Source organism: Massilia niastensis DSM 21313, from assembly GCF_000382345.1.
Taxonomy (GTDB): Bacteria; Pseudomonadota; Gammaproteobacteria; order Burkholderiales; family Burkholderiaceae_D; genus Telluria; species Telluria niastensis.
The window spans coordinates 45197-68812 of record NZ_KB908094.1; the positions used below are offsets into that span (position 1 = coordinate 45197).

Consider the following 23616-nt stretch of genomic DNA (forward strand, 5'->3'; position numbering starts at 1 on the left):
GATCGACCATGAACAAGACCATCATTACCTGCGCCGTCACCGGCAACATCACCAAGCCGGAGCAGCACCCCGGCCTTCCCATCACGCCACGCCAGATCGCCGACGCCTGCCTCGACGCGGCGAACGCGGGTGCGGCGGTCGTCCACATCCACGTGCGCGATCCGGACACCGGCAAACCGTCCATGAAACTCGCGCATTATGCCGAAGTCATGGAAACCATCCGCAGCCGCAACCGCGAGCTCGTCATCAACCTGACGACCGGGCCGGGCGGACGCTTCATCCCGAGCGCGCACGATCCGCAGGTGGCGGCGCCCGGCAGCACCCTGATGGCGCCGGAAAAGCGGGTCGAACATATCGGCCTGCTGCGCCCCGATATCGCGACGCTCGACCTGAACACGATGAATTCCGGTGGCGACGTCGTGATCAATACCCCGGCGAATGTCCGGCGCATGGCGCAGGCGATCCGCGCGGCCGGCGTCAAGCCCGAGATCGAAATCTTCGATTCCGGCGACATGCATCTTGCACATGACCTGATCCGCGACGGCACGCTCGAAGGCCCCGGCCTGTTCAGTTTCGTGCTGGGCGTGAAATACGGCTTCGATGCCAGCCCGCAGACGATGGCGTATGCCCGCAGCCTGCTCCCGCAGGGCGCCATCTGGACCGGCTTCGGGTTGGGGCGCCAGGAATTCCCGATGGTTGCCCAGTCGTGGCTGCTGGGAGGCCACGTCCGCGTGGGCTTCGAGGACAACCTGTACATGGCCGCCGGCGTGCTCGCCAAGGACAACGCGGAACTGGTCACGCGCGCACGGCTCATCGTCGAATCGCTCGGAGGCGCCATCGCAACGCCGGGCGAAGCACGCGCCATGCTGGGACTCCGGCAAGTTTGACCCACTCACGACGACATCAAACCATTCAACGAAAATCAAGGAGCAGACAATGAACACCATCCGTGTAACGGCCAAGGCCGCGAACATCGACGCACTCGCGCCTGACATCGAAACCCGCGCCGCGCCGCGGCCCGGCCCCGGCCAGTGCGTCATCGAGATACACAGCGCCGGGGTCAACCCGAGCGACGTGAAAGCGGCGCTCGGCGCGATGCCGCACGCCGTATGGCCGCGCACGCCCGGCCGCGACTACGCCGGCATCGTCATCGACGGGCCTGCCGAGCTGCTGGGCATGGAAGTGTGGGGCAGCGGCGGTGAGCTGGGCATTCGCCGCGACGGGACCCACGCGCGCTACCTGGTGCTCGACATCGAAGCGGTCCGGGCCAAGCCGAACAACATCTCGATGGTCGAAGCCGGCGCGATCGGCGTGCCGTTCATCACCGCCTACGAGGGCCTGCGCCGCGCCGGCCTGCCGCAAGAAGGCGACAATGTCCTCGTCCTCGGCGGCAACGGCAAGGTTGGCCAGGCAACGATCCAGCTGGCGACGCAAGCCGGGGCCCGTGTCTTTGCCGTGGAACGAACGAAGGAAGACTATATTGGTCACGCGAGCGGCCCCGTCGAGATGATCGGCGCGGACAGCACCGATATCGCGGCCCATGTACGCGACATGACCGGTGGACACGGCGCGGACATCGTCTATAACACCGTGGGCAGCCCGTATTTTGAACAGGCCAACGCGGCGATGGCGGTCGGAGCGCGCCAGATTTTCATCTCGACGATCGAGCGTCCGGTCCCGTTCGACATCTTCAATTTCTATCGCGGCCAGCACACCTATGTCGGCATCGATACCCTGGCGCTCGATTCGCTGGCCTGCGCGCGCATTCTCGACGCACTGACGCCTGGCTTCGTGGCCGGTACGCTGCAACCCTTCCCTGTCGGCCCGGACACCATTTACAGCCTGCGGGACGCGGCGGCCGCCTACCGCGCCGTGCTCGGCGGCGCCCGCGAGCGTGTCGTCCTCGAACCGGGGCGCGCATGAACATCACGCGCTATGGGAGCGCGCCGCGCTATCACCCGCCCAAGCACGAAGGGATGAGCTGCCTGCGCCTGCAGGGGCACGAAGCCGGTCCCTCTTCCGACCTCTGGCTTGGCCTGTCCCACCTGCTGCCAGGCGGCGGCACCACGCTCGACGCCTCCGGCGTCGAGAAGATGTACGTCGTACTGGACGGCGAAGTGACCATCCGTACCGGGGAGGACGAATGCGTCCTGCAGCGCTTCGACTCCGTGCGGCTGGCTCCAGGAGAACAACGTCAACTGATCAATAACACGAATCAACCCGCCAGCATCCTGCTGGCGATGCCGTACACCGCACCAACATAAACATCACGAATCATATCGGCCACTTTGCTGGAGGAGACATCATGATCGTCATAGATGCAAACGGAACGGATCCAGGCGGCATGGCAAGTGCAGCAATGCCTGTCAAGAGAAAGAAACGGTTTTACGAAGTACTCTATGTGCAGGTGCTGATTGCCATTGCGGCCGGCATCCTGCTCGGCCACTTCGACGCGAAGCTGGCGATCGACATGAAGCCTCTTGGCGACGCTTTCATCAAGCTCATCAAAATGCTGATTGGCCCGATCATTTTCTGCACGGTCGTCAGCGGCATCGCCGGCATGCAGGACATACGCAAGGTCGGCCGCATCGGGTGCAAGGCCTTGCTGTATTTCGAAATCGTCTCGACCCTCGCCCTGTTCATCGGCCTGGCGGTGGCGAACGTCGTTCGTCCAGGCGACGGCTTCAACGTCAACCCGGCGACACTGGACGGCGGCGCGGTCAGCGAGTACGTGGGCAAGGCGCAGCATCTGAGCGCAAAGGACTTCTTCATGAATATCATCCCCACGACCGTGGCGGATGCGTTCACCAAAGGGGACGTGCTGCAGGTGCTGCTTATCTCCTTGCTGTTCGGGTTCGCCCTTGCGGCGATGGGCCCCCGCGCCAAGCCGGCGACCGACATGATCGACACCGCATCGCACACGATCTTTGGGGCCATCAGGTTCCTCATGTACTTTGCACCGATCGGCGCATTCGGCGCGATGGCATTCACCGTAGGCAAGTACGGCGTGACCTCGCTGGCGCCGCTGTTGAAACTGATCGGTACTTTCTACCTGACGTCCATCCTGTTCGTGTTCATCGTACTGGGCGTGATCGCGCGCATCGCCGGGTTCCGGATCGGCCGCTTCCTTGTCTATATCAAGGAAGAGATTTTCCTGGTGTTCGGAACGAGTTCGTCGGACACGGCCCTGCCGACGCTGATGAGCAAACTCGAAAAGCTCGGCTGCTCGAAGTCGCTCGTCGGCCTGATCGTCCCGACCGGCTATACCTTCAATACCGACGGCACCAATATCTATATGACGATGGCGGCGCTGTTCGTGGCCCAGGCCACCAACATCGAGCTCAGCTTCCTGCAGCAAATGGCGATCCTGAGTGTGGCCATGCTCACGTCGAAGGGTGCGAGCGGCGTACAGGGGGCGGCTTTCATCGCCCTGGTGAGCACGCTGGCTGTCGTGCCGACCATTCCGGTTGCGGGCATGGCTCTGATCTTGGGCATCGACCGCTTCATGAGCGAAGCCCGTGCGCTCGTCAACATGATCGGCAATGGCGTGGCGACAGTCGTCATGGCGCGCTGGGAGGGAGAACTGAGCGAGGAGCAGCTCGAGACGCTGCGCTAGGGATGAAGTCCAGGTCAGCCGCTCCGCAATGGAAGGCTGCCGCTTCGTTCTTGAAAATAACCAGAACAAGGAGATGATCGATGCACCCAACATTTCACTTCAGTGTCATCGCATGCACGGCAATGTGCGCCGCCGGCGCGCATGCACAAACAAATGTACAGATTTATGGCCGGCTGAACGTATCGGTCGAGCGTGTAGAGACCTCAGCCAACAGCGCAGGCCGGGACGTGAGCCTGTCGCGCCTCTCGAACAACCGCTCCGTCCTGGGCTTCCGCGGCACCGAGGATCTCGGTGGCGGCCTGAAGGCGATCTTCCAGATCGAGGGCACCATCTCGCCCGATACCGGCGCCGGCGCGATCGCGCAGCGTGATACGCGGGTCGGCCTGCAAGGCGAGTTCGGCACCGTGTTTGTTGGCCACTGGGTCACCGCATACAACGGCGCCACGTCCGGACTGGATCCCTTCTATCCGACGACGGCAGGCTATATGAGTATCATGGGCAACGGTTCTGCATCGTCGGTGGACAATGTCAACGACACCGCGTCATTCGACCGCCGACAGGCAAACTCCGTGCATTACTGGACGCGCCCCTGGAATGGCGTGACGCTGCGGCTCACCCATGGCCTGAACGAGGAGCGGCCGGCGAATGGCGCCAAGCCCTCGCTGACGTCACTGGCCGGCATCTATGAACAGGGTCCCTGGTATGCGACGCTGGCGCACGAGCGTCATCATGAGTACCAGGGACCCGGGCGCAACGACACGGGCACCAAGATTGGTCTCGCATACAAGTTCGGCAATACCCGGATCGCTGGCGTGGCGGAGAAATTGAAGTACGAGACGGCGACCGGGGACCTGGAGCAAACGGCTTACTACCTGTCGCTGACGCACCAGATCGGGCCGCATGGCCTGCGTGCCGGCGTGGCCCGGACCAGCGGAGGCAAAGGCGCGTCGACGAGCAATATCGGCTACTTGCTTGGCGGACCCGACACTGGTGCCACCCATGCAACGCTTGGCTATGAGTACACACTGTCGAAGCGTACCAGCGTGTACGCCTACTACACTCACCTGGACAACGAGCGCAACGCTGTTCATGACTTTGCGATCAACAGTCTTACCGTCGGTCCTGGTGCCACGCTCAAGGGAGCTGCGCTCGGCCTGCGACATGGCTTCTGAAGGGAAGGCGCCACTCAGCTCCTTTAGCGCAGGCATGCCAGCACATCGAAGCTGACGCCTGCTCCAAAGCGTCCCGGCGGTTACATGCAAGTCAGGATGGCGAGAGATGCGACCGTGCCGCACTCTCGCCATTCATCGTTTGTCCGGCAGAGTCATCCGCGAGTCCATCGCCGCGGGTTCCCATCTTGCCGATCCTGCTTCCTGCATCAGAAAATGTGACGCACACCAAGGATCAACGAGCGTGGATCCGCGTCTCTGGCCACAGCCAGCGCCTGCCCCGTATTGCCGTTGATGCCGAACATGGAGCGCGACTCGTTACGTATGTGTGCAACACCGCCGTACAGCATCGTGCGCTTCGACAGGTTGTAGTCATAGCGCACGCTGAACGCCGTCGCGTCTGCATCCGCTACGCTCCGGTGGCGGAACCGCCCGGCATCGAGCAGCAGGAAGCCACGGCCTACCGGCACCTGCACGCCGATCTCCAGCGCATCGCTTTCGGTGGCATCGGTATCGTCCCGGCGCCCCTGGGCCAGTACCCCGACCTTGGCGAAGCCGAAGCTGTAGCTGGCCCCGCCGGCGTAGAACCGCTCCGTGTTGGATGCCGTCGTCTTGCGGGTTTCGACCGAGAACCCGGCCGACACCGGGCCACTGTCGTACTGCAGCGAAGCGCTGTTGATGTCGCCGACGTGGGAGCCGCCGGGCTGGCTGGCGTTCTCGCCAAGGGCATGGAAGACACGCGCCTTGAACCCTTTCACCGATGGCGAGACGTAGCTGATCGCATTGTTGACCCGCAGCGGCGCCACATCGGTGAAGTAATTCGACGCATTGCCCCATGCCAGGCCACCGCCAAGGCCGTAGGTCACGATCGTGAAGAAGTTCGGAGAATACTGGCGGCCCAGCATCAGGTCGCCGGCGCGGGTGGACAAGCCCACCCATGCCTGGCGCCCGAACAGTACGCCGCCCTGCCCCGAACTGCCGTCGTCGACATTGATGCCCGCTTCCAGCATGAAGATCGCCTTCATCCCCGAACCCAGGTCCTCGCTTCCCCGGAACCCCAGGCGCGAGCCGGAAATGCCGCCGCTCTGGACGCGCTCGGCGCTCGCGCCGCCCGCCCGGCTGGCGTCGAGATAGGTGTCCAGGATGCCGAACACCGTCACGTTGCCCTGCGTCTGCGCCAGCACCGGCGCCGCCTGCAGCGCGGCCAGGATGGCGGCCGCCTTGATGATCTGCTTGCTCATGCCTTGCCCTTCCCTGCGCCGCGGTTGGCCACGAACAGGACACCGGCGCTCAGTACCAGCACGACGCCCAGGCCGAGGAGCGCGGCATCCATGCTGCCGGTTGCCGTCTTGATCTGCCCGATTGCCCAGGGCGCCACGATGCCCGCGCTGGTGCCGAGGCTGCTGATGACGCCGATGCCGGCCGCACGGGATTCCTGCGGCAGGTGGACCGTCGGGATGGCCCAGAAGATCGGCAAGCCCGAATACAGGCCCACCGCCGCCACCGACAGCAGCGCCAGCGACACCGGCAGGCTGGCTGGATGCGTGGTCAGCACAGCGAGCGCGATCGAGGCGCTGACGACGCAGGCCGCGAAGTACAGGGCATGGCGCCCCGAACGGTCCGCGCTGCGCGCCACCAGGATCACGCCGATGGCGCCGATGGTATAGGGGATGACCGAGTACAGGCTCACCATCAGGACGTCGGTCACGCCGAAGTCGCGGATCATCAGGGGCATCCAGAAGCTCAGCGTCAGGGCCGCGCCGGTCACGGCGAAGTACGGGAAGGAGAACAGGTAGATGCGCGGATCGCGCAGACTCGCAGCCAGCGACTTGCCCGCCTTTCCGTGCACCTTGCCGCCGCCCTGCTCCAGGTTGGCCGCGATCCGGGCCTTCTCGGTCCTGCTCAGCCAGCCCGCTTCCTCCGGATAGTCCTTGAGGTAGAAGTAGGCGATCACGGCCAGCAGCAGCGCGGGCGATCCTTCGATGGCGAACATCCACTGCCAACCCTTCAGGCCCCACACGCCGGCCATGTCGCGCATGATCCAGCCCGATATCAGCCCGCCCAGGATGCCGGCCACGGCCACCCCGGCGAAGAAGTAGGACAGCACGGAGGCGCGGCGCAGCGGCGGATACCAGTAGGTCAGGTAGAGCACGATGCCGGGGAAGAAACCGGCTTCGAATACACCGAGCAGGAAGCGCAGGATGTAGAAATGCGTCGGCGTCGAGATGAACATCATGGACACCGAGGCGGCACCCCACAGGATCATGATGCGCACAAAGGTCTTGCGCGCGCCATGTTTGGCCAGCAGCAGGTTGCTGGGCACTTCGAACAGCACGTAGCCGATATAGAACACCGCCGCGCCGAGGCCGTACATCGCGTCGCTGAAGCCCAGATCCTGCTTCAGCTGGAGCTGTGCGAACCCGACGTTGATGCGGTCGAGGAAGGCCACTACATAACAGATGAAAAGAAAAGGAATGATACGCAGTGAGATTTTTCTATAGAGCGCATCGTCCGCGTCGCGGGCCAGGCCTGGCCGCAACGCGCTTGCATCGGTGGTGTGATAGATACTCGTTTCCGCCTTCATGATTGTGGCACCCCATTCGTGCGCGGTCATCCCGCGCTTGATTCATACGCCGGCCATGCCAGCATGACCGGATCATCAGGGAACGGCGCGGCGCGCGCGCCGCCACCGACCTTCGCTTCCACTCCATAACAACGCGCAGGCGGCCGGCGACACCGGCGGCCATGATGGATTCCCCGTCAGGCGCTGAAGTGGGCGCGCTCGACGTGGTCGGGCGGCAGGCCGTCGCGCCGGGCATGCAGGTCGAAGTCGAACTCGATGGCGTAGAACGGTGCGTCGACTTCATGCGCGCGCAGCCGGGCCGGATCGGTGACCTTGACCAGTGGCGGCACCAGGCCTTCGCGGGTTGCGAACGCGAAGTCGTCCCACAGGTAGGGGTCGCCTTCGATGTTGATCTGCGTGGTCAGCTTGCGGTGGTCCGGGGCGGTCACGAAGAAGTGGATGTGCGCCGGACGGGTGCCATGGCGGCCGAGCAGCGTGAGCAGCTTGTCGGTGGCGCCTCCCGGAGGCACGCTGTAGCCGACCGGCACCTTGCTGCGGAAACGATAGCGGCCGTCGGCGTCGGTACGGATCGTGCGGCGCAGGTTGTAGGCCGTCTGGCCCGGGTCGAAGAAGGAATAGCCGCCCAGGTGGTTGGCATGCCAGACTTCGACCAGGGCGCCCGGCAGCGGCTTGCCGTCGGCGCCACGGACCTGTCCTCCCATGAACAGCACCTCGCCGGGCTGCTCGTCCTGGTCCAGGCGCGCGCTGCCCAGCGATTCGGGGGCGCCGGCCACGTACAGCGGACCTTCGATGGTGCGTGGGGTGCCGCCCGCCACGCCCTGGCGCGCCTCCTCCTCGTCGGTACGCAGGTCGAGGAAGTGCTCGAAGCCCAGGCCGGCGGCGATCAGTCCATATTCGCCGGAACGGCCGGCCTCGGTCAGGTAGCTCATCGCGCTCCAGAACTCGTGCGGCTGGATGTCGAATTCGTCGATCGTCACGAACAGGTCGCGTACGATACGGTTGACGATGGCCTGGACGCGCGGGTTGCCGCTGTCCTTTTCGGTGCTCTCGATCTTGCGCAGCAGCGCGTCGATGGCGTTCTTGTCCATGCTTGTCTCCTTTGGTTGTGTCAGTGTTGTTTAGCGATGGGCGACCAGGGCCGCGCGGCCGATGCCGCGGCCGAGCGCAAGGGCTGTCCGGCCGCCCAGCCCGAAGTCGGTGTTGGGCAGGTCCTGGATGAAGACCCGCACCACGCCTGGCGCCACGCCGATGACGGCGGATGCCGCCGTCAGGGCCTCGACCAGGCGCACTTTCTGCGCATCGGTGCGGCCGGCGATCAAAAAGGCCTGCAGCACGGCGCGCGGCGCCGTCGCCGCATGCGCGGGCTGTCCGGCGACGCCGAAGTGCGCGCGCGGGACTTCGCTCAGGATCACGCAGACCGATTCGACGGGAGCGTCGACCGATTCCACGACGGCATCCGTGAGCGCCGCGATCAGGCGCTCCTTCTGTCCATCGGGGTGGCCCGCCATGATGAATGCCTGGATTGTTGGCATTGCCTACCTTTCAATGTTCGCAGCCTGTCAGCGCATGAACAGGCCGCCGTTGATGTCCAGGCAGGCGCCGGTCGCGGAACCCGCTCCGCTGCTTGCCAGCAGGACGACGGCATCGGCGATGAAGCCCGGGTCGCCGAGCGAGCGCACCGGGATGGCCTGGGTGATCGCGGCCAGCTTGTCGGCCGGGACGCTCTCGTGCACGATCGGCAGGTCCAGCGGGCCGGGCGAGATCGCGTTGACCGTCACGCCGTGCGGCGCCAGTTCGCGCGCGAACACCTTGGTCAGGGTCAGCACCCCGCCCTTGGCCGCCGCGTAATGGGCGCCGGTGGCCGTGCCGCCGGTCTGGCCGGCGAGCGAGGCGATGTTCACGATGCGTCCGAAACCGCGCGCCGCGAAGGCCTGGCCGAACACCTGGCAGGCCAGGAACACGCTGCGCAGGTTCACCGCCACCACCGCGTCGAACTCCTCGGGGCTGATCTCCATCAGGGCCGCGACCCGCGACTGGCCGGCATTGTTGACCAGCACGTCGGCGCCGCCCCAGCGCTCCTCCAGCAGCTTCCCGGCAGCCTCGAAATCGGCCTTGCTGCGCACATCCAGGCGCAGCGCCAGGGCATTCTCGCCCAGGCTCTCCGCCACCTTCGAGGCGGCGTCCAGGTCGAGATCGGCCAGCGCCACCCGGAACCCGGCGGCGTGCAGGCGCCGCGCCACCAACTCGCCGAGGCCGCGCGCGGCGCCGGTGACCAGCGCCACCTTGTCGTTGCCGGCCATGGTTCAGGCTCCCTGAATGATGAGGGCGCGGCCCACGCGCGCTTCGATCTTGCCGTACTTCCAGAGGCGGAATTCGCCGACCTTCACGGTGCGGAACAGGTTGCAGGCCGCGACCACGGTGTCCAGGTCGACCACGTCGGCCATGATGTAGACCGTCCACGGCGCCGTCGCGGAACTGCCGACCATGGTGCGGTCGTCGTCCATGGTGCCGAGGATGGTCACGCCCGGCATGGTGTTCATGGCGCTCATCATCTCGCCGTAGCCTTTCCACACGGCGCCGATCTCCGCCTCCGGCAGGTCGAAGAAATTCTGGGTGACGCCGATGCAGAACAGGACGCGCAGCGGATCTTTTTGGGTGTCGGACATGAAGTCTCCAGTCAGGGATAAAGCGATAGGGTCAATTACAGGAAGCCGGGCATCGGCGCGACACCCAGGGCGACGGCGCCGGCGCCGTCGTAGATGCCTTCGCCCAGGAAGGCGTGCTGGCGCACCACGGCGGCGTCGCGCAGGTAGCGCTGCAGCGGGTGGCTGGCATAGATGGCGGTGGTGCCGGCCAGGCCGAACATCTGCTGCACCACCCAGTCGCCGGCGCGGGCCGCCTCGACCGCGGCGAGGCGCAGCGTCGCGACCTGCTCGGGCGTGACCGGATCGCCGGCCAGGATCCCGTCCCACACTTCGCCGGTGATGTCGTAGAAGAAGCCGCGCGCCGCGCGCAGCCGGGCCTCGGCCTTGGCCACTTCGATCCGCACATAGGACCGGTCCGCCAGCCTGGGGGCGCCGGTGATCGCGACGCGGCCGCCCGCCATGTGGGTGATCTCGTCGATGGCGGCGCGGGCGATGCCGAGGTTGACGACCGCCAGCACCTGGGCCGCGTAGGCGATGGTCGGATAGCGGTACAGCGGCTCGTCGATGGTCGGTTCGCCGCCGCGGATGAAGGTCCAGTCGTCGTCGACGAACTGCGAACTCACCTTCAGGTCATGGCTGCCGGTACCGCACAGGCCCATCACATCCCAGTTGTCGACGATCTCGACCTTGCTGGGTTGCAGCACCGCAGTGCGCGGCTTGCCGCCTGGCTGGCCCGGGCTACCGGTGCCGATACCGACGCCGAGCAGGTCGGCGCCCTTGCAGCCGCTGGCGAACTTCCAGGTGCCGTTCACCATCCAGCCGCCGTCGACCTGGGTCGCCGGCTGGATCGGGAACAGTCCGCCGGCAAACACCAGATCCGGGCTGGCGCGGTACATTTCCGCCTGGGTGGCCTTGGGCAGCGCCGCCAGATAGACCGAGGCCGAGCCGAAGCTGGCGACCCAGCCGACCGAACCGTCGGCCTGCGAAATGCGCTCGACCAGCGCCAGGAAGTCGCCCGGACTCATGCCGCTGCCGCCGAAACAGACCGGGGTCGCCGCGGAATACACGCCCTGGCGCTTGAGGCGCTCGATGACATCGCGCGGCACGTGGCGCAGGTGGGTGAATTCGGTACGGCGGGCGCGGATATCCGCGAGCAGTCGGTCCAGGGTTTCGGTCTGGCCGGCCACGCTGGGGGCAGCTTCGGCTTGGAAATCGAGCATGTTTGTCTCCGTTGGTAGGGGTGCCGGAAGGCGCACCGGATAAGCGTGGAACCAGTGTAGGGACGGTGACAAACCGCTTCAATTCGGAGTATTCGGGTCCTCCATAGGTGGCAGCACGGCGGCGGCTAAAGAAATTACGTAGCCGGCGCATCCACGCGTCTCCGTATAATCGGAAGCGGGATTCAAGACCAGGGGCGATCATGGCGCAGTTCGAACTGACTGATTTCAAGCGGATGGTAGAGGCAATGTCATCCTGCATCATCGTGCATGATGCCGACAGCAAGGCGATCCTGTGGGCCAACCCGGCGGCCTGCACGGTGCTCGGCTTCACGCTCGACGAACTGCTGCCTTTGAAAGCGCCTGACATGAGCAGCCGCGCCGACCAGTACCGCCGCGAGATCGGCCTGCGCTGGCTGCAGGGCGCGGTCGAACGCGGCATCAACGTCATCGAGTGGTGCTACCGCGCCAAGAACGGCGAAGAAATCATGTCCGAAGCGACCGCCACCCTGGTCCGGCTGGCGCGCCAGGACGTCGTCATGGTGCAGTTTCGCGATATCGCACGCGAGGAACGGGACAGGCGCGAAATGAAGCGCCTGGAGCGCCGCCTCAAGGAGTTCATGCAGGACTCCGATGAAGGCGTGGCGGTGCTGGGTCCGGGCGGCTGCTTCGAATACCTGAGCGCCACCGGACGCAAGCTGCTGATGCTGGATGCCGCCCCCGGCGCGGCCCTGCCCTGCCTTCCCGTGCTGTGCACCCCGGACACGGCGCGCGAACTCGAACATATCCAGGCGCTGGCATTGCCGGACAGCCTGCCTCTCTCTCTCGTCTTCGAAGCCAGCCTGGCGCATGGGATCCGGCGCTGGTTCCAGGCCAGCTGCCGCCATATCGACATCGAGAACGACCTGAAGGGGCAGCTGCTGCACTTCCGCGACATCACCGGCCAGGTCGAGGCCGAGCAGGCGCGCCGCGACCAGCAAGCCGCCCTCGAGTACCTGGCGCGCCACAATGCGATGGGTGAAATGGCGGCGGCGATCGCGCACGAACTGAGCCAGCCGCTGGCGGCGATCCGCAATTACCTCGAGGGGGCGACCCTGCTCCTGCGCAGCCCGGATGCGGCGCGCGAGGGCGTCATCGTCGGCCTGAATGGCGCATCGCGCCAGGTCGAGCATGCCAGCGCGATCATCAAGAGCGTGCGCGATTATGTCGTCAAGCTCGAGCAAAGCGAGGCGCCGGCCGATCTCAACGCGATCCTCGCCGACACCCGCTATTTCATCGAGCTCAAGGCGGGAGATGCCGGCGTCAAGCTCGATTTCTCATTCGCGCCTGATGCGCTGGTGGTCAACTGCGAGAAGGTATTGATCGGGCAGGTCATCCTGAACCTGGCTTTCAATGCGATCGAGGAGATGCAGCGCTTCCCGGCAGAGCGGCGGCTGGTGCGGATCCACAGCGAACGGCGCGACGGGCGGGCGCTGCTGTCGGTGCAGGACCAGGGCAGCGGCATCGACGCCTCCCTCCATGAACGGCTGTTCGACGGCTTCTTCACCTCCAAGGTCAGCGGCAATGGCATCGGGCTGGCGCTGTGCAAGAACATCATCGGGAGACATCACGGCGACATCTGGGCCGAACCCGTCGCCGCGGGCGGCGCACTGTTCCGTTTTTCCTTGCCGCTGCTTCCTGGTACGTCGCCTGCTCAGGAATTGCGCCCGTAGCGCTGCAGCAGGTCGAGCACCAGCTGGCGCAGCCAGCGGCTGCCCTGGTCGTTCTCGAATTCCTCGTGCCAGTGCAAGGTGACGTCGACTGCAGGCAGGGACACTGGCAAGCCGTAGATGCGGAACTGCTCGCCGATATTGAACAGCTTGGCGATCCGCAGCGGCAGCGTCGCGGCCAGGTCCGACTGAAGCAGGATCAAGGGCAGCACCGAGAAATGCGGGATCTCGAGCGCGACGCGGCGTCCGACACCCAGTTCCTGCAGCGCCAGCGCGAGCTGGCTGTGGCTGCTCTCGGCCGAGCGCACCTGCACATGCGACAGTGCCTGGTACTCTTCCAGCGACAGCGCCTTGTGGCGCGGCAGGCCGACCCGCTTGCGCGTCAGGCAGCAGTACGACTCGCTGAACAGCAGCGCGTGGCGGGTCGTCTCCTTCAGGGCCGGCAGATTACCGATCGCGAAGTCGAGATGCCCGGTGCGCAGGGAGTCGACGATCTGGTCCTGCGGCACCTGCACCACCTTCAGCTGCACGTTCGGCGCCAGCACCCGTAGCTGCTCGCAGATCGGCGGCAGGAACACCATCTCCGCCACGTCCGTCATCGACACCCGGAACACCCGCTCGCTCACCGCCGGATCGAAGCCCCCCGCCAGGCGCAGCGCGTCCTGCACTGCCTGCAGCGCACGTCCGATCGGCTTTTCCAGCTCGAGCGCCGTCGGCGTCGGCTGCATGCCGTCGCGGGTGCGCACGAACAGCGGGTCGCCGAACAGCTCGCGCAAGCGGTTGACCGCGTGGCTGACGGCCGGCTGCGACAGGTGCAGGCGGTTGCCCGCCAGCGTCAGGCTGCGCTCTTCCGAGACCGCCTGGAATACCCGTAGCAGGTTCAGGTCCATGTTGTGAAAGGTCGTCATGGCCTACCAAAATTCGTTTGATTCATGTGTGGAATATGTCACATCAATTTGATTTATGCAACGGCCATTCCTAGAATCGGTTCCAGGCATCTGCCATTCACATCATGGATCGACACACATGACCTCTCCCGATTCCAGCGCGCTTCATGCCCTCGGCCTGCGCCTTCAGCGCCTCGAGGCGGCACAAGCCTCACGCAATACGCTGGCGCGCTACATGCACCTGTGCGACCAGCCCTGTGGCGACCGCAGCGCTCCCCGGCTGGCCGACCTGTTCACCGGGGACGCCATCTGGGAAGGCGTCGGCCCCCTGTATGCCGGCAAGTTCGGCCGTCACCAGGGACCAGCCGCCATCGCGGCCTTCGTCGGCAGCTACCTGGCGCCGTCTCCCCACTTCAAGCGCAACCTGCATTTCCTCACTTCGGAGCGGCTGAGCGTGACGGAGGACTGTGGCGGCGCGCACGGCCAATGGCTGATGCTGCAGCTCTCCACGTATGGCGGGGGCGGCGCGGAAGCCATCACGGCGCGCCTCGATGTCGACTTCCGCGCGACGCCGGACGGCCGCTGGCTGATCGCGCACTTCCGCACCGAACGCCTGGAATGCGTCCCCTGGAACGACAACGGCATCCTCGGGGAAGCGGCATGAACGCGTTCGCTCAACGCTTCTCCGTGGGCAGCCAGGCAGGGCCCACGATTGCGATCAAGGATTGCATCGACGTCGCCGGCTGGCCGACCCGCGCCGGCAGCGCCGCACTGGCCGATGCGCCGGCGGCGGAGCGCGACGCCGCGGTCGTCCGCTCCCTGCTCGACGCCGGCTGGCATATCGTCGGCAAGACCAACATGCACGAGCTGGCCTATGGAATGACCGGCATTAACCGCTGGAGCGGCACGCCGTGCAACCCGCAGGATCCGGCCCTGATCCCGGGCGGCTCGTCGAGCGGTTCGGCGGTCGCAGTCGGCAACGGCGAGGTGGAGGCGGCCCTCGGCAGCGATACCGGCGGCTCGATCCGCCTTCCCGCCGCCTGCTGCGGCGTGATTGGCCTGAAGCCCGGCTTCGGCCGGGTCGATCGGCGCGGCGCCATGCCGCGCGACAGCAGTCTCGATTGCATCGGTCCGTTCGCACGCGGGATGGAGGTGCTGAACCGTGTGATGGAAGCGATTGCCCTGAACTTCGATTCCCGGGCCGCCGCCCAGCCGCTGGCCCGGGCCAGGCTTGGCGTGGTGGCGACCGGCAGTGACGCCGCGGTCGAAGCGGCCGTGGCGGCAGCCCTGCAGGCCAGTGGCTGGCAGCTGGAGACGCGCGCCCTGCCCGGGCTACGGTCCGCTTTCGAGGCCGGTCTCGCCGTGATCGATCAGGAGACCTGGAACGCTTTCGGCCATCTGGCGGCTGGCGGCCGGGTCGGCATCGATGTGGCGCGCCGCCTGGCAGCGGCCAGCGCCGCAAGGGAGGACGCCAGGCAGGCGGCAGAGTGCGTCCGTCTCGCATTCATCGACCAGGTAGACCGGGCGCTCGCGGACGTGGACGCCCTTGTGCTGCCGACCCTGCCGTCGCTGCCGCCCACCCTGGCCGAGGCCGAGGCCGGCCACGCCATCATCGGCCTCAGCGCCCTGGTGCGTCCTTTCAATCTCAGCGGCCATCCGGCCCTGAGCTTCCCGGTTCCCGTACCTGCCTCCCACCGGGGGAACGGCGCCTTGAAGGCCGGACTGCAGCTGGTCGGCCGCAAAGGCGAAGACGAGCGCCTGTGCGCACTGGCGCTCCATCTGGAACGGACGCTGCGCCGTCTGCACTACTAACCATTTCAACACTGGAGCATCCCATGAACGCCCCTTTACGCTTCCATCCGCGCACGGCGGATTCCTCGTACGCCGACCTGGTGCAGGACGGCGCGGTCGACCCCGCGCTGTATAACGATCCGCAGATCTTCGAGGTCGAGATGGACCGGATCTTCGCCAGGACCTGGGTCTGGGTCGCCCACGTGAGCGAACTGCCCAGGCCGGGCGACTTCCGCTCGACCTTCGTCGGCCGCAATCCGGTGATCGTCGTACGTGATCGCCAGGACAGGATCCATGTACTGGAAAACCGCTGCCGCCACCGCGGCGCCACGGTCTGCGAGAACACCAAGGGCAACACCACCGGCTTCACCTGCCCCTACCACAGCTGGTCGTACGGCCTGGACGGCAAGCTGCGCGGCCTGCCCTACCCGGACGGCTACGAGGACGTGATCGAAAAATCCGACCTGCCTCTCAAGAGCCTGAAGGTGGGCGTGTATGGCGGCATGATCTTCGCCAGCTATGACCAGGACATCGAACCGCTCGAGGACTTCCTCGGCAATGCGCGCCACTGGATCGACCTGTTCATGAAACAGGGCGCCGGCTTCCCGATCAAGACCCAGGGCGAGCACAAGTTCAGCTTCAAGGGCAACTGGAAGATCCAGCTGGAGAACACCACCGACGGCTACCACTTCCCGGTCGTGCACAAGACCTTCCTGCAGTCGGTCGACGAAGAGACCTCGGAAATGCTGTCCTTCATGACCGACGAGGAATCGATCACCCGCTCGCTCGGCAACGGCCACAGCGTGATGGTGATGGTGCCGGAACACGTTGACCTCGACGTCGACGACGGCAGCGAGCAGCTGCAGGAGCGCTTCCAGCACGTGATCGAGGCGCTGTCGAAGGATTACCCGCCGGAGCAGGTGCGCCGCATCGTGCGCTCGCTGCATGGCGCCGGCTTCAACCTGAACCTGTTCCCCAATGTCGCGATGTCGATGTCCTTCTTCCGCGTGCTGCGCCCGGTGTCGGTGGACGAGACCGAGATCCGCCACGTGGCCCTCGGGATGGACGGCGGACCGGAGATCGCCAACCGCGAGCGCCTGCGCATCCATGAACACTTCCAGGGTCCGTTCGGCTTCGGCAGTCCGGACGACGCCGAGGCCTGGGAACGGGTCCAGGCCGGCTCCCGCGCGGGACGGGACGTACCGATCCTGGTGAACCGCGGCCTGAATCGCGAGTGGCAAGACCAGAATGGCGACAAGGTGTCGCATTCGACCGACGAAACCGGCATGCGTGAAGCTTATGCCATGTGGAAAAGGATGATGAGCAAATGACTAACTTGAATATTCCGGCCGCCGACCTGACGACACCGCTCGGCCGCGCCATTGCGTTCATCTGGCAGGAAGCTGAACTGCTGGACCGCAAGGACTACGACGCCTGGGGCGCCCTGTGGAGCGCAGACGGCTACTACGTGGTGCCGATCGATCCGGACACGACCGACTTCGCCAGCCAGCTGAACTACGCCTACGACGACGCCCGCATGCGCCAGTTGCGCATCGAGCGCTTCACATCGGGCTATTCGATGTCGGCGGCGGATGCCGCTGTCACGGTGCGCACCGTGTCGCGCTTCACCCTGACCCGCAGCGAAGGGGACGAGGTCGACGTGCAGTCGGCGCAGCTGCTGGCCGCCTACAAGCGTGGCGCGACGGCCCTGTTCGCCGGCAATCTCACCCACCGCATTCGTTTCACGGCCGAAGGCCCGAAGCTGGTGCAAAAGGTGGTGCGCCTGGTGAATTCGCAAGATGCGCTGAACGCGCTCGGCTTCCTGCTGTAACGACCATGAAGCTGACCGTCGACCGCATCACCCAGGAAGCCCCCGGCATCCTGGCCTTCCGCCTGGTGGATCCGAGCGGCGCAGCGCTGCCGTCCTATCCGCCCGGCGCCCACGTGGATGTCACCGCTCCCGGCGGCATCGTACGCCAATACTCGCTGTGCGGCGATCCAGCCGATCGCAGTGCCTACCTGATCGCCGTGAAGCTGGAAGCTGCTTCGCGCGGCGGCTCGCGCTCCCTGCACGCCGATGTCAGGGCGGGCAGCATCCTCGAGGTCGGGACGCCGCGCAACCTGTTCGCGCTGGAGCCGTCGGCCTCCGAGCACTTGCTGTTCGGCGCGGGTATCGGCATCACGCCGCTGCTCAGCATGGCGTATGCGCTGGCCGCGGACGGCTCGCGCTACACCCTGCACTACTTCGCACGCAGCGCCGCCGATTGTGCGTTCGCGGAATTGCTGGCGGGTGAGCCGTTCGCATCCAATGTGCGCTTCCATTACGCCGTGCAGCCGGACGGCCTCGATACGCGGCTGGACGAATGCCTGGCCGCCGGCAGCAACGCCGCCCACGTCTACACCTGTGGTCCGGCGCCGTTCATGGACAAGGTGGTGGCACGCGCTGCAATCAAGCGGCCGGCAGACGCGATTCACCTGGAGCATTTCAAGGCCGACCCGGTGGTGTCAGGCAGTGGGGAGCACGCGTTCGAACTGAAGCTCGCCAGTTCGGGGCAGCTGCTGGCCGTCCCTCCCGGGACCAGCATTGTCGAGGTATTGGCCGAAGCAGGCATCCGGATCGACACCTCCTGCCGTGAAGGTATCTGCGGCACCTGCATCGTGCCGGTCCTGGATGGCGAGCCCGATCATCGGGATCACTGCCTGTCGAAAAAGGAGAAGGCGGCCAATGACCAGATCTGCGCCTGCGTGTCGCGTTCGCGCACGGCGCAGCTGGTGCTGGATCTTTGAGGGAAGGTGGACGGAGAACCCGTCCACCATGGGCTAGGAAGCAGCGCGGGTCGGCTGCACGGTATGGAACAGGCGATTGAAGTAGATCAGGCTGTCGCGCTCTTCGCTGACTTCGATCTTGTCCAGTTCGACGAACAGGACGGAGTGCGAGCCGACCGCCTTGGAATCCTTGATCTGGCCTTGCAGCTTGACCAGGGCCCCGGCCAGCACCGGCTGGCTTGACACGCCGGGACGCCAGTCATCCAGGCCGAAGCGCTCGGCCATCGGCAGCCTGGTAGCACCGGAAAAGTGCATCGCCAGCTGTTCGTGTTCGCCGCTGAGCACGTTCACGCACAGATGACCGTTTTCCTTGAACACATCGTGCATGGCGCTGCGCTGGTTCAGGCAAACCAGCACGGTCGGCGGGCTATCGGTCACCGAGCACACGGCGCTGGCCGTGATTCCGCAGCGGCCGGCGGCGCCGTCGGTGGTGATGATGCAGACTGCGGCCGGCAGGTGCGCCATGGCGTGGCGGAAAGCAAGCTGCTGGGGGCTCAAAGGGTCCGCCGGCTTGGCGGTGGGAATGGCATTACTCATGCGTGTCTCCTGGCTGGTGATTGTCGCAGATGCGACCCTTGAAGCCAGAATACGGGAGCCATTCCTGCCGTACAATTCGGCAGAACGACAGCCCGGCTAAGGAAATTACGTAGTGCCGGGGTATGGACGCGCTGATAAAAGTATAAAAGAGCACATGGGGAGTACGTAATGGAAAAGACGGAACAGTCCGTGGTGTATATCGTCGATGACGACGAAGGTGCGCGCACGTCGCTCGCATGGCTTCTGAACTCGGTTGGCATCCAGACGGAATGCTTCAGCGGCGCGGCGGCTTTTCTCGAAGCCTTCGACCCGCAGCGCCCGAGCTGCCTCGTGCTCGACGTGCGCATGCCGGAAATCAGTGGTTTCCAGCTACAGGAACGCCTGAACGCCATCGCCAGCGAACTGCCCATCATCTTCGTGTCGGGCCACGGCGACATTCCGATGTCGGTACGCGCGCTGCAGAATGGCGCGGTCGACTTCTTCGAGAAGCCCTACAATTCGCAGCAGATGCTCGACCGTATCCAGTCGACGCTGAAGGCGGAAGAACAGCGCCAGCCGGAACGGGCGCGGCGCATCTTGTTACGTGAAAGAATGAAATTGCTCAGCCCGCGCGAGCGCGACGTCCTCATCCTCATGCTGCGTGGCGACGTCAGCAAGGTCATCGCACGCGAGCTGAACATCAGCGCGCGCACGGTCGACGTGCATCGCGCCAGCATCAAGGAAAAGCTGGGCTGCCAGAGTTCGGCGGGCCTGGTGCGTGACGTGGTGCTGGCGTTCGGGCCGCAGATCCTGCACGACGGCCCGGTCTCCTGAGCGCCTGCTTTCAGGCCCGCTCGATCGCCAGCGCGATCCCCTGCCCCACGCCGAGGCACGTCGTGCACAGCGCTCAAGGTATAAGTCGCATCACTGGTCCATTTCCGGGATCACCGGTGACTGAATCCGTGCTTCTACCCGTCGCAGGTGGCGGCCGGCACCGGTATGTTCAGCATACCGGTTACCGCCTCCATCACGACGTCGATCCCATATCCAGCACCTTCCCCGGATTCATTAAAAGCTGCGGATCAATGGCGCGCTTGATCGCACGCATCACGACAAGTTCCGCCTCCGATTTGTAGTGCGCCATTTCTTCCTGCTTGGCCTGCCCGATACCATGCTCGGCACTGATCGAGCCACGTTGTCGGACTACGGCGTCATGCACCATCGTGTTGACAGCGTGGGTTTCATCCTGCCACTGCGCATTGTCGACTGCCAGTGGCCGCGCAATGTTGAAGTGGAGGTTGCCGTCGCCCAGATGACCGTAAATGATTGGACGGACGCCGGGATAGGTTTTTTCAAGCGCCCCCACGACTTCGTCGATGAACGCCGGAATGCTGGAAATCGGCAGCGAAATGTCATGCTTGATATTCGGGCTGTCAATCTGCTGCGCTTCAGAGACGTTCTCGCGCATCATCCACAGTTCCCCGGCCTGCGCCTTGCTCGATGCCAGCGCCACATCGTCGATGATCCCCTGCTCCAGTACGCGCTCCAGTGCCCCTTCGAACAGGGCGCCAAGCGCGGCGTCAGTCCCGCTGTCGGTTGCTTCCATCAGTACATACCAGGAGTGAGGCGACGTAAACGGATTTGGCGATGCCGGGAAATGGCAACGGATCAAATCAATGCTGGCATCCGACATGAGTTCGAATGCCGTAAAGCGCTCGCCCAGCTCGGCCCGCATGTGTTGAAGCAGTTTGACTGCCTGCGCGGGCGACGACAGCGCAGCGAAGGCAACGGCGCACGCTCGCGGAGCAGGAAACAGTTTCAGCGTCGCCGCCGTGATGATGCCGAGCGTTCCTTCCGCGCCGATAAAGAGCTGCTTGAGATCGTAGCCGGTATTGTCCTTGCGCAGGCCGCGCAATATATCGAGAATTTCTCCCGACGGCAACACGACTTCCAGCCCAAGGACAAGGTCGCGCGTATTTCCGTAACGAAGAACCTGCACCCCGCCGGCGTTGGTCGAGATATTGCCACCGATCTGGCACGATCCCTCCGCACCCAGCGAAAGCGGAAACAGCCTGTCGACCGATTCCGCAGTGTCCTGCAGCGTCTGCAGGATGCAACCGGCTTCAACGGTCATGGTATTGTTGGCCGGATCGACGGAACGCAGGCGATTGAGCCGGGCGAGATTCAGCACCACCTGCTCGCCGCTGGCGTCCGGCACCGAGCCAGCGCATATCCCGGTGTTCCCTCCTTGGGGCACGATCGCCACGGCATGCTCGACGCAAAGCTTCACCAGCGCGGCAACTTCTGCGGTGGAAGCCGGACGAAGCACGGCAAGAGGCCGCCCGAAATACTTCTTGCGCCAATCCTGCGCATACATGTCGAGGTCGCTCGTCAGCACGTGGTCATGCCCGATCACGGCACAGGCCGCGTCGATAAATGCCTGATGGTTTTGCATAGCTAGCGTGTCTTTCTGACAGAACGATTATTCGGCCTTGATATTGCCTGCCTTCACCACGTGAGACCACTTCTCAACCTCTTCATTGATAAAGGTCGCGGCATCCTTGACGGAGCCCGGCGTGGTGACCATCGCCCCTGCGGCGAGGCGGGCTTTGACATCCGGCATCGCAAGGATCGTGTTGACGGTGCGGTTCAGGCGCTCCGAGACGGAAGCCGGCAGGTTGGCCGGTCCCGCGATGCCGGTCCATGATTCCATCACGACACCGGGCAGGCCCGCCTCGGCCATGGTGGGAACATGCGACAGGCTGGGACTGCGAGTCTTGCCGGTCACTGCAAGAGCACGCACTTTACCGCCCTTGATCTGGGGCACTGCAGCTGCGCTATTCACGATCAGCAGATCAACTTGTCCACCGATCAGGTCGGTGATTGCAGGCGCATCGCCTTTATAGGGCACGACATTGAAATCAATGCCGGCGGCCTGTTTGAACAGTTCCATCGAAATATGGCCCGACGATCCGACCCCGGTCAACGCGAAATTCAGGGAATTCGGATGCGCTTTCGATTGCGAGATGACGTCTTGCACGTTGTTTCCCTTGAACCCCGGAGAAGCCAGCAGGACGTTCGGATTACGCGTCAGCATCGCGATATGTGTGAAGTCCTTGCGCGCGTCGTACTTCACGTTGCGATTGACCAGCTGGTTGATGGCATGGGTACCGGGGCCTGTCACGACCAGGGTGTAGCCGTCCGGCGTTGCGCGCGCTACCACGTCGGAACCGAGGGACCCGTTCACACCCGGGCGGTTTTCGACGATCACGGTCTGACCCAGCTCCTTGCCCAATTTTTCCGCCAATATCCGACCGACCGCATCGGTTTGCCCACCTGGCGGGAACGGCACAACCAGCGTGATCATTTTCGAAGGCCAGGCGGCCTGCGCAAACGCCGCGAGCGGTGCGGCGAAGACCATTCCGACCAGGCAAACGGCGAGCGATTTCCTTCTGCTAATTTTCATACTGTCTCCTGAATATTTTTGGCTATCTAAGGGGCAACACTGATTCGCACTGGGCGGAACTGCTACGGAATTTCTATTGCTGATTCTAGTATTATGCAATGAACGTTGCAAGCATCTTCGCGATTGTTCCTGCCTCCTTCGCACTTCGTGTGTCGTGATTGTCCCGGGAATGCCGCTGCGCTCAAGAACGCCTGGAAACCGCCTTGCCCGCGGCGGCGGGCGCGGGGGTCGAAGTCTTGCTTTCATCCTGCTGCAGCAAGGACGCCAATGCGGTGGCAATGGTTTGCACCAGCGACATGGGGGCCGCCAGCGAGCGCGCAAAACTGTATTCCTCTTCCGGGACAGTGAACAGCACACTGGCATCCTTGCTCAGGGGCGATAGCTGGCTGTCCGTGATCGCAACCACGGGTGTGCCGTTCGCGGCCGCGTTTTCAGCAATGGTGACCACTTCCTTGGCGTAGTGGCGGAACGCGATCGCGATCAGGACGTCTCTACTGGTCATCGTGCTGGCGACTTCCGTCGCCAGGCCACCGGGCGCATTCAGCAAAATGACCCGGCGGCGCAACATGGTCAGGACATAGTGCGCAAAGAGCGCAATCGGTTCCGATCGATGGTGACCGGCGACATAGATGATCTCGGCATTCCGCAGATGGACCGCCGCGTGCTGGAGGCTCTCTTCGGAGACCGTCTCCAGCAAGGTTTGCAGCGTCGCGATATCCCGTACGACCTGATTGCGCAGATAACCCAGAAAGCCCGGTTCGACGTTTTTCTTCAGCTCTGTTTCAAGCGCGTTGATGCGTTCCTGAAACCCCGGCGCCGCCGTCGCCAGTCGATCCTGAAAAATGAGCTGCAACTCCTTGAATCCGGAATAGCCAAAGTTCTGGGCAAACCTGACCAGGATTGAAGGATGCATCCCGCAACGGCCTGCGATCGCGTTGATGGATTCGAGCGCAATGACGTTTGGATTCTGCGTCACGAACCGCCCCACCTGCTGATAGCGCTCCGATAGCCGCGGATAGGCGGCGGTGATGGTGTTGACCAGGGCCTCGTAGGTCGTTGCAGGGGCGGCGCCGTGAGCCGGCGCTTTGCGCTTGCTTGCCTTCCGCCCTCCCACTCCGGCTTTGCCGGCGCCCGTCTCGCCGTCCACTGGTTTTTTTCCGATGCTCATTTCGTTTTTCATTCCATTTTGA

24 protein-coding genes are annotated in these 23616 nt (G+C 64.5%); 12 read left to right on the forward strand and 12 right to left on the reverse strand.

Features of this window, described 5'->3' with window-relative positions:
* The first annotated feature begins 8 nt into the window (after positions 1 to 8).
* From H162_RS0112870 to H162_RS0112890, 5 genes are all read left to right on the forward strand, one after another.
* The gene (locus tag H162_RS0112870) at positions 9 to 887 is read left to right on the forward strand and encodes a beta-keto acid cleavage family enzyme (RefSeq protein WP_020653883.1); all 879 of its coding nucleotides are present in this window, start codon (positions 9 to 11) and stop codon (positions 885 to 887) included.
* 49 nt (positions 888 to 936) lie between these two features.
* Positions 937 to 1923 carry a quinone oxidoreductase family protein gene (locus H162_RS0112875; RefSeq protein ID WP_020653884.1) on the forward strand — a complete coding sequence of 329 codons (987 nt, stop codon included), beginning with the start codon at positions 937 to 939 and terminating at the stop codon, positions 1921 to 1923.
* Positions 1920 to 2264, forward strand: coding sequence for a cupin domain-containing protein (locus H162_RS0112880; protein WP_020653885.1), 345 nt, complete (start codon positions 1920 to 1922; stop codon positions 2262 to 2264). Before H162_RS0112875 ends, H162_RS0112880 begins: the two co-directional genes overlap by 4 nt.
* 95 nt (positions 2265 to 2359) lie before the next feature.
* A complete protein-coding gene (locus H162_RS0112885) occupies positions 2360 to 3616 on the forward strand; it encodes a dicarboxylate/amino acid:cation symporter (protein WP_040787291.1) in 1257 nt (418 codons plus the stop codon).
* Between the two features lie 80 nt (positions 3617 to 3696).
* On the forward strand, positions 3697 to 4788 hold the full coding sequence (locus H162_RS0112890; protein WP_040787260.1) for a porin: 1092 nt from the start codon (positions 3697 to 3699) through the stop codon (positions 4786 to 4788).
* A gap of 206 nt (positions 4789 to 4994) precedes the next feature.
* Here H162_RS0112890 and H162_RS0112895 read toward each other — a convergent pair whose 3' ends face one another.
* From H162_RS0112895 to H162_RS0112925, 7 genes are all read right to left on the reverse strand, one after another.
* On the reverse strand, positions 4995 to 6026 hold the full coding sequence (locus tag H162_RS0112895; protein ID WP_020653888.1) for a porin: 1032 nt from the start codon (positions 6024 to 6026) through the stop codon (positions 4995 to 4997).
* Positions 6023 to 7369, reverse strand: coding sequence for an MFS transporter (locus H162_RS0112900; RefSeq protein WP_084677011.1), 1347 nt, complete (start codon positions 7367 to 7369; stop codon positions 6023 to 6025). Before H162_RS0112900 ends, H162_RS0112895 begins: the two co-directional genes overlap by 4 nt.
* A gap of 176 nt (positions 7370 to 7545) precedes the next feature.
* On the reverse strand, positions 7546 to 8457 hold the full coding sequence (catA, locus tag H162_RS0112905; protein ID WP_020653890.1) for a catechol 1,2-dioxygenase: 912 nt from the start codon (positions 8455 to 8457) through the stop codon (positions 7546 to 7548).
* A gap of 30 nt (positions 8458 to 8487) precedes the next feature.
* Positions 8488 to 8901 carry a tautomerase family protein gene (locus H162_RS30740; protein ID WP_084677004.1) on the reverse strand — a complete coding sequence of 138 codons (414 nt, stop codon included), beginning with the start codon at positions 8899 to 8901 and terminating at the stop codon, positions 8488 to 8490.
* Positions 8902 to 8928: 27 nt separating this feature from the next.
* Positions 8929 to 9669 (reverse strand): SDR family NAD(P)-dependent oxidoreductase, encoded by a 741-nt coding sequence (locus H162_RS0112915; protein WP_020653892.1) that lies wholly within the window; start codon positions 9667 to 9669, stop codon positions 8929 to 8931.
* A 3-nt stretch (positions 9670 to 9672) separates the two neighbouring features.
* Positions 9673 to 10035, reverse strand: coding sequence for a hypothetical protein (locus tag H162_RS0112920; RefSeq protein WP_020653893.1), 363 nt, complete (start codon positions 10033 to 10035; stop codon positions 9673 to 9675).
* A 35-nt stretch (positions 10036 to 10070) separates the two neighbouring features.
* Positions 10071 to 11234, reverse strand: coding sequence for an acyl-CoA dehydrogenase family protein (locus tag H162_RS0112925; RefSeq protein ID WP_020653894.1), 1164 nt, complete (start codon positions 11232 to 11234; stop codon positions 10071 to 10073).
* 200 nt (positions 11235 to 11434) lie between these two features.
* Between H162_RS0112925 and H162_RS30745 the strand changes: the two genes are divergently transcribed.
* On the forward strand, positions 11435 to 12943 hold the full coding sequence (locus H162_RS30745; protein ID WP_020653895.1) for a PAS domain-containing sensor histidine kinase: 1509 nt from the start codon (positions 11435 to 11437) through the stop codon (positions 12941 to 12943).
* Here the strand turns inward: H162_RS30745 and H162_RS0112935 are convergent.
* Positions 12925 to 13848, reverse strand: coding sequence for a LysR family transcriptional regulator (locus tag H162_RS0112935; protein ID WP_020653896.1), 924 nt, complete (start codon positions 13846 to 13848; stop codon positions 12925 to 12927). The two genes, H162_RS30745 and H162_RS0112935, sit on opposite strands and share 19 nt — an antisense overlap.
* Before the next feature lie 118 nt (positions 13849 to 13966).
* On the opposite strand from H162_RS0112935, the gene H162_RS0112940 reads away from it, so the two are divergent.
* The 5 genes from H162_RS0112940 to H162_RS0112960 are packed head-to-tail and all read left to right on the forward strand — an operon-like array spanning position 13967 to position 18405.
* Positions 13967 to 14491 (forward strand): nuclear transport factor 2 family protein, encoded by a 525-nt coding sequence (locus tag H162_RS0112940; RefSeq protein ID WP_020653897.1) that lies wholly within the window; start codon positions 13967 to 13969, stop codon positions 14489 to 14491.
* Entirely contained in the window at positions 14488 to 15639 is a 1152-nt protein-coding gene (locus tag H162_RS0112945; protein WP_020653898.1) for an amidase, read from the forward strand. Before H162_RS0112940 ends, H162_RS0112945 begins: the two co-directional genes overlap by 4 nt.
* A 23-nt stretch (positions 15640 to 15662) precedes the next feature.
* Positions 15663 to 16949: an aromatic ring-hydroxylating oxygenase subunit alpha gene (locus tag H162_RS0112950; protein ID WP_020653899.1), complete on the forward strand. Its 1287-nt coding sequence runs from the start codon at positions 15663 to 15665 to the stop codon at positions 16947 to 16949.
* The gene (locus H162_RS0112955) at positions 16946 to 17449 is read left to right on the forward strand and encodes an aromatic-ring-hydroxylating dioxygenase subunit beta (protein WP_051109925.1); all 504 of its coding nucleotides are present in this window, start codon (positions 16946 to 16948) and stop codon (positions 17447 to 17449) included. The genes H162_RS0112950 and H162_RS0112955 overlap by 4 nt, the downstream gene beginning before the upstream one ends.
* A gap of 5 nt (positions 17450 to 17454) precedes the next feature.
* Positions 17455 to 18405 (forward strand): PDR/VanB family oxidoreductase, encoded by a 951-nt coding sequence (locus tag H162_RS0112960; RefSeq protein WP_020653901.1) that lies wholly within the window; start codon positions 17455 to 17457, stop codon positions 18403 to 18405.
* A gap of 33 nt (positions 18406 to 18438) precedes the next feature.
* Here H162_RS0112960 and hpaC read toward each other — a convergent pair whose 3' ends face one another.
* On the reverse strand, positions 18439 to 18981 hold the full coding sequence (gene hpaC, locus H162_RS0112965) for a 4-hydroxyphenylacetate 3-monooxygenase, reductase component (RefSeq protein ID WP_020653902.1): 543 nt from the start codon (positions 18979 to 18981) through the stop codon (positions 18439 to 18441).
* A gap of 168 nt (positions 18982 to 19149) precedes the next feature.
* On the opposite strand from hpaC, the gene H162_RS0112970 reads away from it, so the two are divergent.
* Positions 19150 to 19794, forward strand: coding sequence for a response regulator transcription factor (locus H162_RS0112970; protein ID WP_020653903.1), 645 nt, complete (start codon positions 19150 to 19152; stop codon positions 19792 to 19794).
* A 193-nt stretch (positions 19795 to 19987) separates the two neighbouring features.
* Here H162_RS0112970 and H162_RS0112975 read toward each other — a convergent pair whose 3' ends face one another.
* The 3 genes from H162_RS0112975 to H162_RS0112985 form a co-directional block, all read right to left on the reverse strand.
* Entirely contained in the window at positions 19988 to 21415 is a 1428-nt protein-coding gene (locus H162_RS0112975; RefSeq protein WP_020653904.1) for an FAD-binding oxidoreductase, read from the reverse strand.
* A 27-nt stretch (positions 21416 to 21442) separates the two neighbouring features.
* Positions 21443 to 22426, reverse strand: coding sequence for a Bug family tripartite tricarboxylate transporter substrate binding protein (locus H162_RS0112980; RefSeq protein ID WP_026354581.1), 984 nt, complete (start codon positions 22424 to 22426; stop codon positions 21443 to 21445).
* 181 nt (positions 22427 to 22607) lie between these two features.
* Positions 22608 to 23606, reverse strand: a complete 999-nt coding sequence (locus H162_RS0112985) for a MurR/RpiR family transcriptional regulator (protein ID WP_229452049.1) — start codon at positions 23604 to 23606, stop codon at positions 22608 to 22610.
* Positions 23607 to 23616: the final 10 nt, after the last annotated feature.

Bases quoted from the DNA above. Each gene is read 5' to 3' on its own strand.
- H162_RS0112870 (WP_020653883.1), top strand. From the start codon at position 9: ATGAACAAGACCATCATTACCTGCGCCGTCACCGGCAACATCACCAAG.
- H162_RS0112875 (WP_020653884.1), top strand. From the start codon at position 937: ATGAACACCATCCGTGTAACGGCCAAGGCCGCGAACATCGACGCACTC.
- H162_RS0112880 (WP_020653885.1), top strand. From the start codon at position 1,920: ATGAACATCACGCGCTATGGGAGCGCGCCGCGCTATCACCCGCCCAAG.
- H162_RS0112885 (WP_040787291.1), top strand. From the start codon at position 2,360: ATGCCTGTCAAGAGAAAGAAACGGTTTTACGAAGTACTCTATGTGCAG.
- H162_RS0112890 (WP_040787260.1), top strand. From the start codon at position 3,697: ATGCACCCAACATTTCACTTCAGTGTCATCGCATGCACGGCAATGTGC.
- H162_RS0112895 (WP_020653888.1), bottom strand. From the start codon at position 6,026: ATGAGCAAGCAGATCATCAAGGCGGCCGCCATCCTGGCCGCGCTGCAG.
- H162_RS0112900 (WP_084677011.1), bottom strand. From the start codon at position 7,369: ATGAAGGCGGAAACGAGTATCTATCACACCACCGATGCAAGCGCGTTG.
- catA (WP_020653890.1), bottom strand. From the start codon at position 8,457: ATGGACAAGAACGCCATCGACGCGCTGCTGCGCAAGATCGAGAGCACC.
- H162_RS30740 (WP_084677004.1), bottom strand. From the start codon at position 8,901: ATGCCAACAATCCAGGCATTCATCATGGCGGGCCACCCCGATGGACAG.
- H162_RS0112915 (WP_020653892.1), bottom strand. From the start codon at position 9,669: ATGGCCGGCAACGACAAGGTGGCGCTGGTCACCGGCGCCGCGCGCGGC.
- H162_RS0112920 (WP_020653893.1), bottom strand. From the start codon at position 10,035: ATGTCCGACACCCAAAAAGATCCGCTGCGCGTCCTGTTCTGCATCGGC.
- H162_RS0112925 (WP_020653894.1), bottom strand. From the start codon at position 11,234: ATGCTCGATTTCCAAGCCGAAGCTGCCCCCAGCGTGGCCGGCCAGACC.
- H162_RS30745 (WP_020653895.1), top strand. From the start codon at position 11,435: ATGGCGCAGTTCGAACTGACTGATTTCAAGCGGATGGTAGAGGCAATG.
- H162_RS0112935 (WP_020653896.1), bottom strand. From the start codon at position 13,848: ATGACGACCTTTCACAACATGGACCTGAACCTGCTACGGGTATTCCAG.
- H162_RS0112940 (WP_020653897.1), top strand. From the start codon at position 13,967: ATGACCTCTCCCGATTCCAGCGCGCTTCATGCCCTCGGCCTGCGCCTT.
- H162_RS0112945 (WP_020653898.1), top strand. From the start codon at position 14,488: ATGAACGCGTTCGCTCAACGCTTCTCCGTGGGCAGCCAGGCAGGGCCC.
- H162_RS0112950 (WP_020653899.1), top strand. From the start codon at position 15,663: ATGAACGCCCCTTTACGCTTCCATCCGCGCACGGCGGATTCCTCGTAC.
- H162_RS0112955 (WP_051109925.1), top strand. From the start codon at position 16,946: ATGACTAACTTGAATATTCCGGCCGCCGACCTGACGACACCGCTCGGC.
- H162_RS0112960 (WP_020653901.1), top strand. From the start codon at position 17,455: ATGAAGCTGACCGTCGACCGCATCACCCAGGAAGCCCCCGGCATCCTG.
- hpaC (WP_020653902.1), bottom strand. From the start codon at position 18,981: ATGAGTAATGCCATTCCCACCGCCAAGCCGGCGGACCCTTTGAGCCCC.
- H162_RS0112970 (WP_020653903.1), top strand. From the start codon at position 19,150: ATGGAAAAGACGGAACAGTCCGTGGTGTATATCGTCGATGACGACGAA.
- H162_RS0112975 (WP_020653904.1), bottom strand. From the start codon at position 21,415: ATGCAAAACCATCAGGCATTTATCGACGCGGCCTGTGCCGTGATCGGG.
- H162_RS0112980 (WP_026354581.1), bottom strand. From the start codon at position 22,426: ATGAAAATTAGCAGAAGGAAATCGCTCGCCGTTTGCCTGGTCGGAATG.
- H162_RS0112985 (WP_229452049.1), bottom strand. From the start codon at position 23,606: ATGAAAAACGAAATGAGCATCGGAAAAAAACCAGTGGACGGCGAGACG.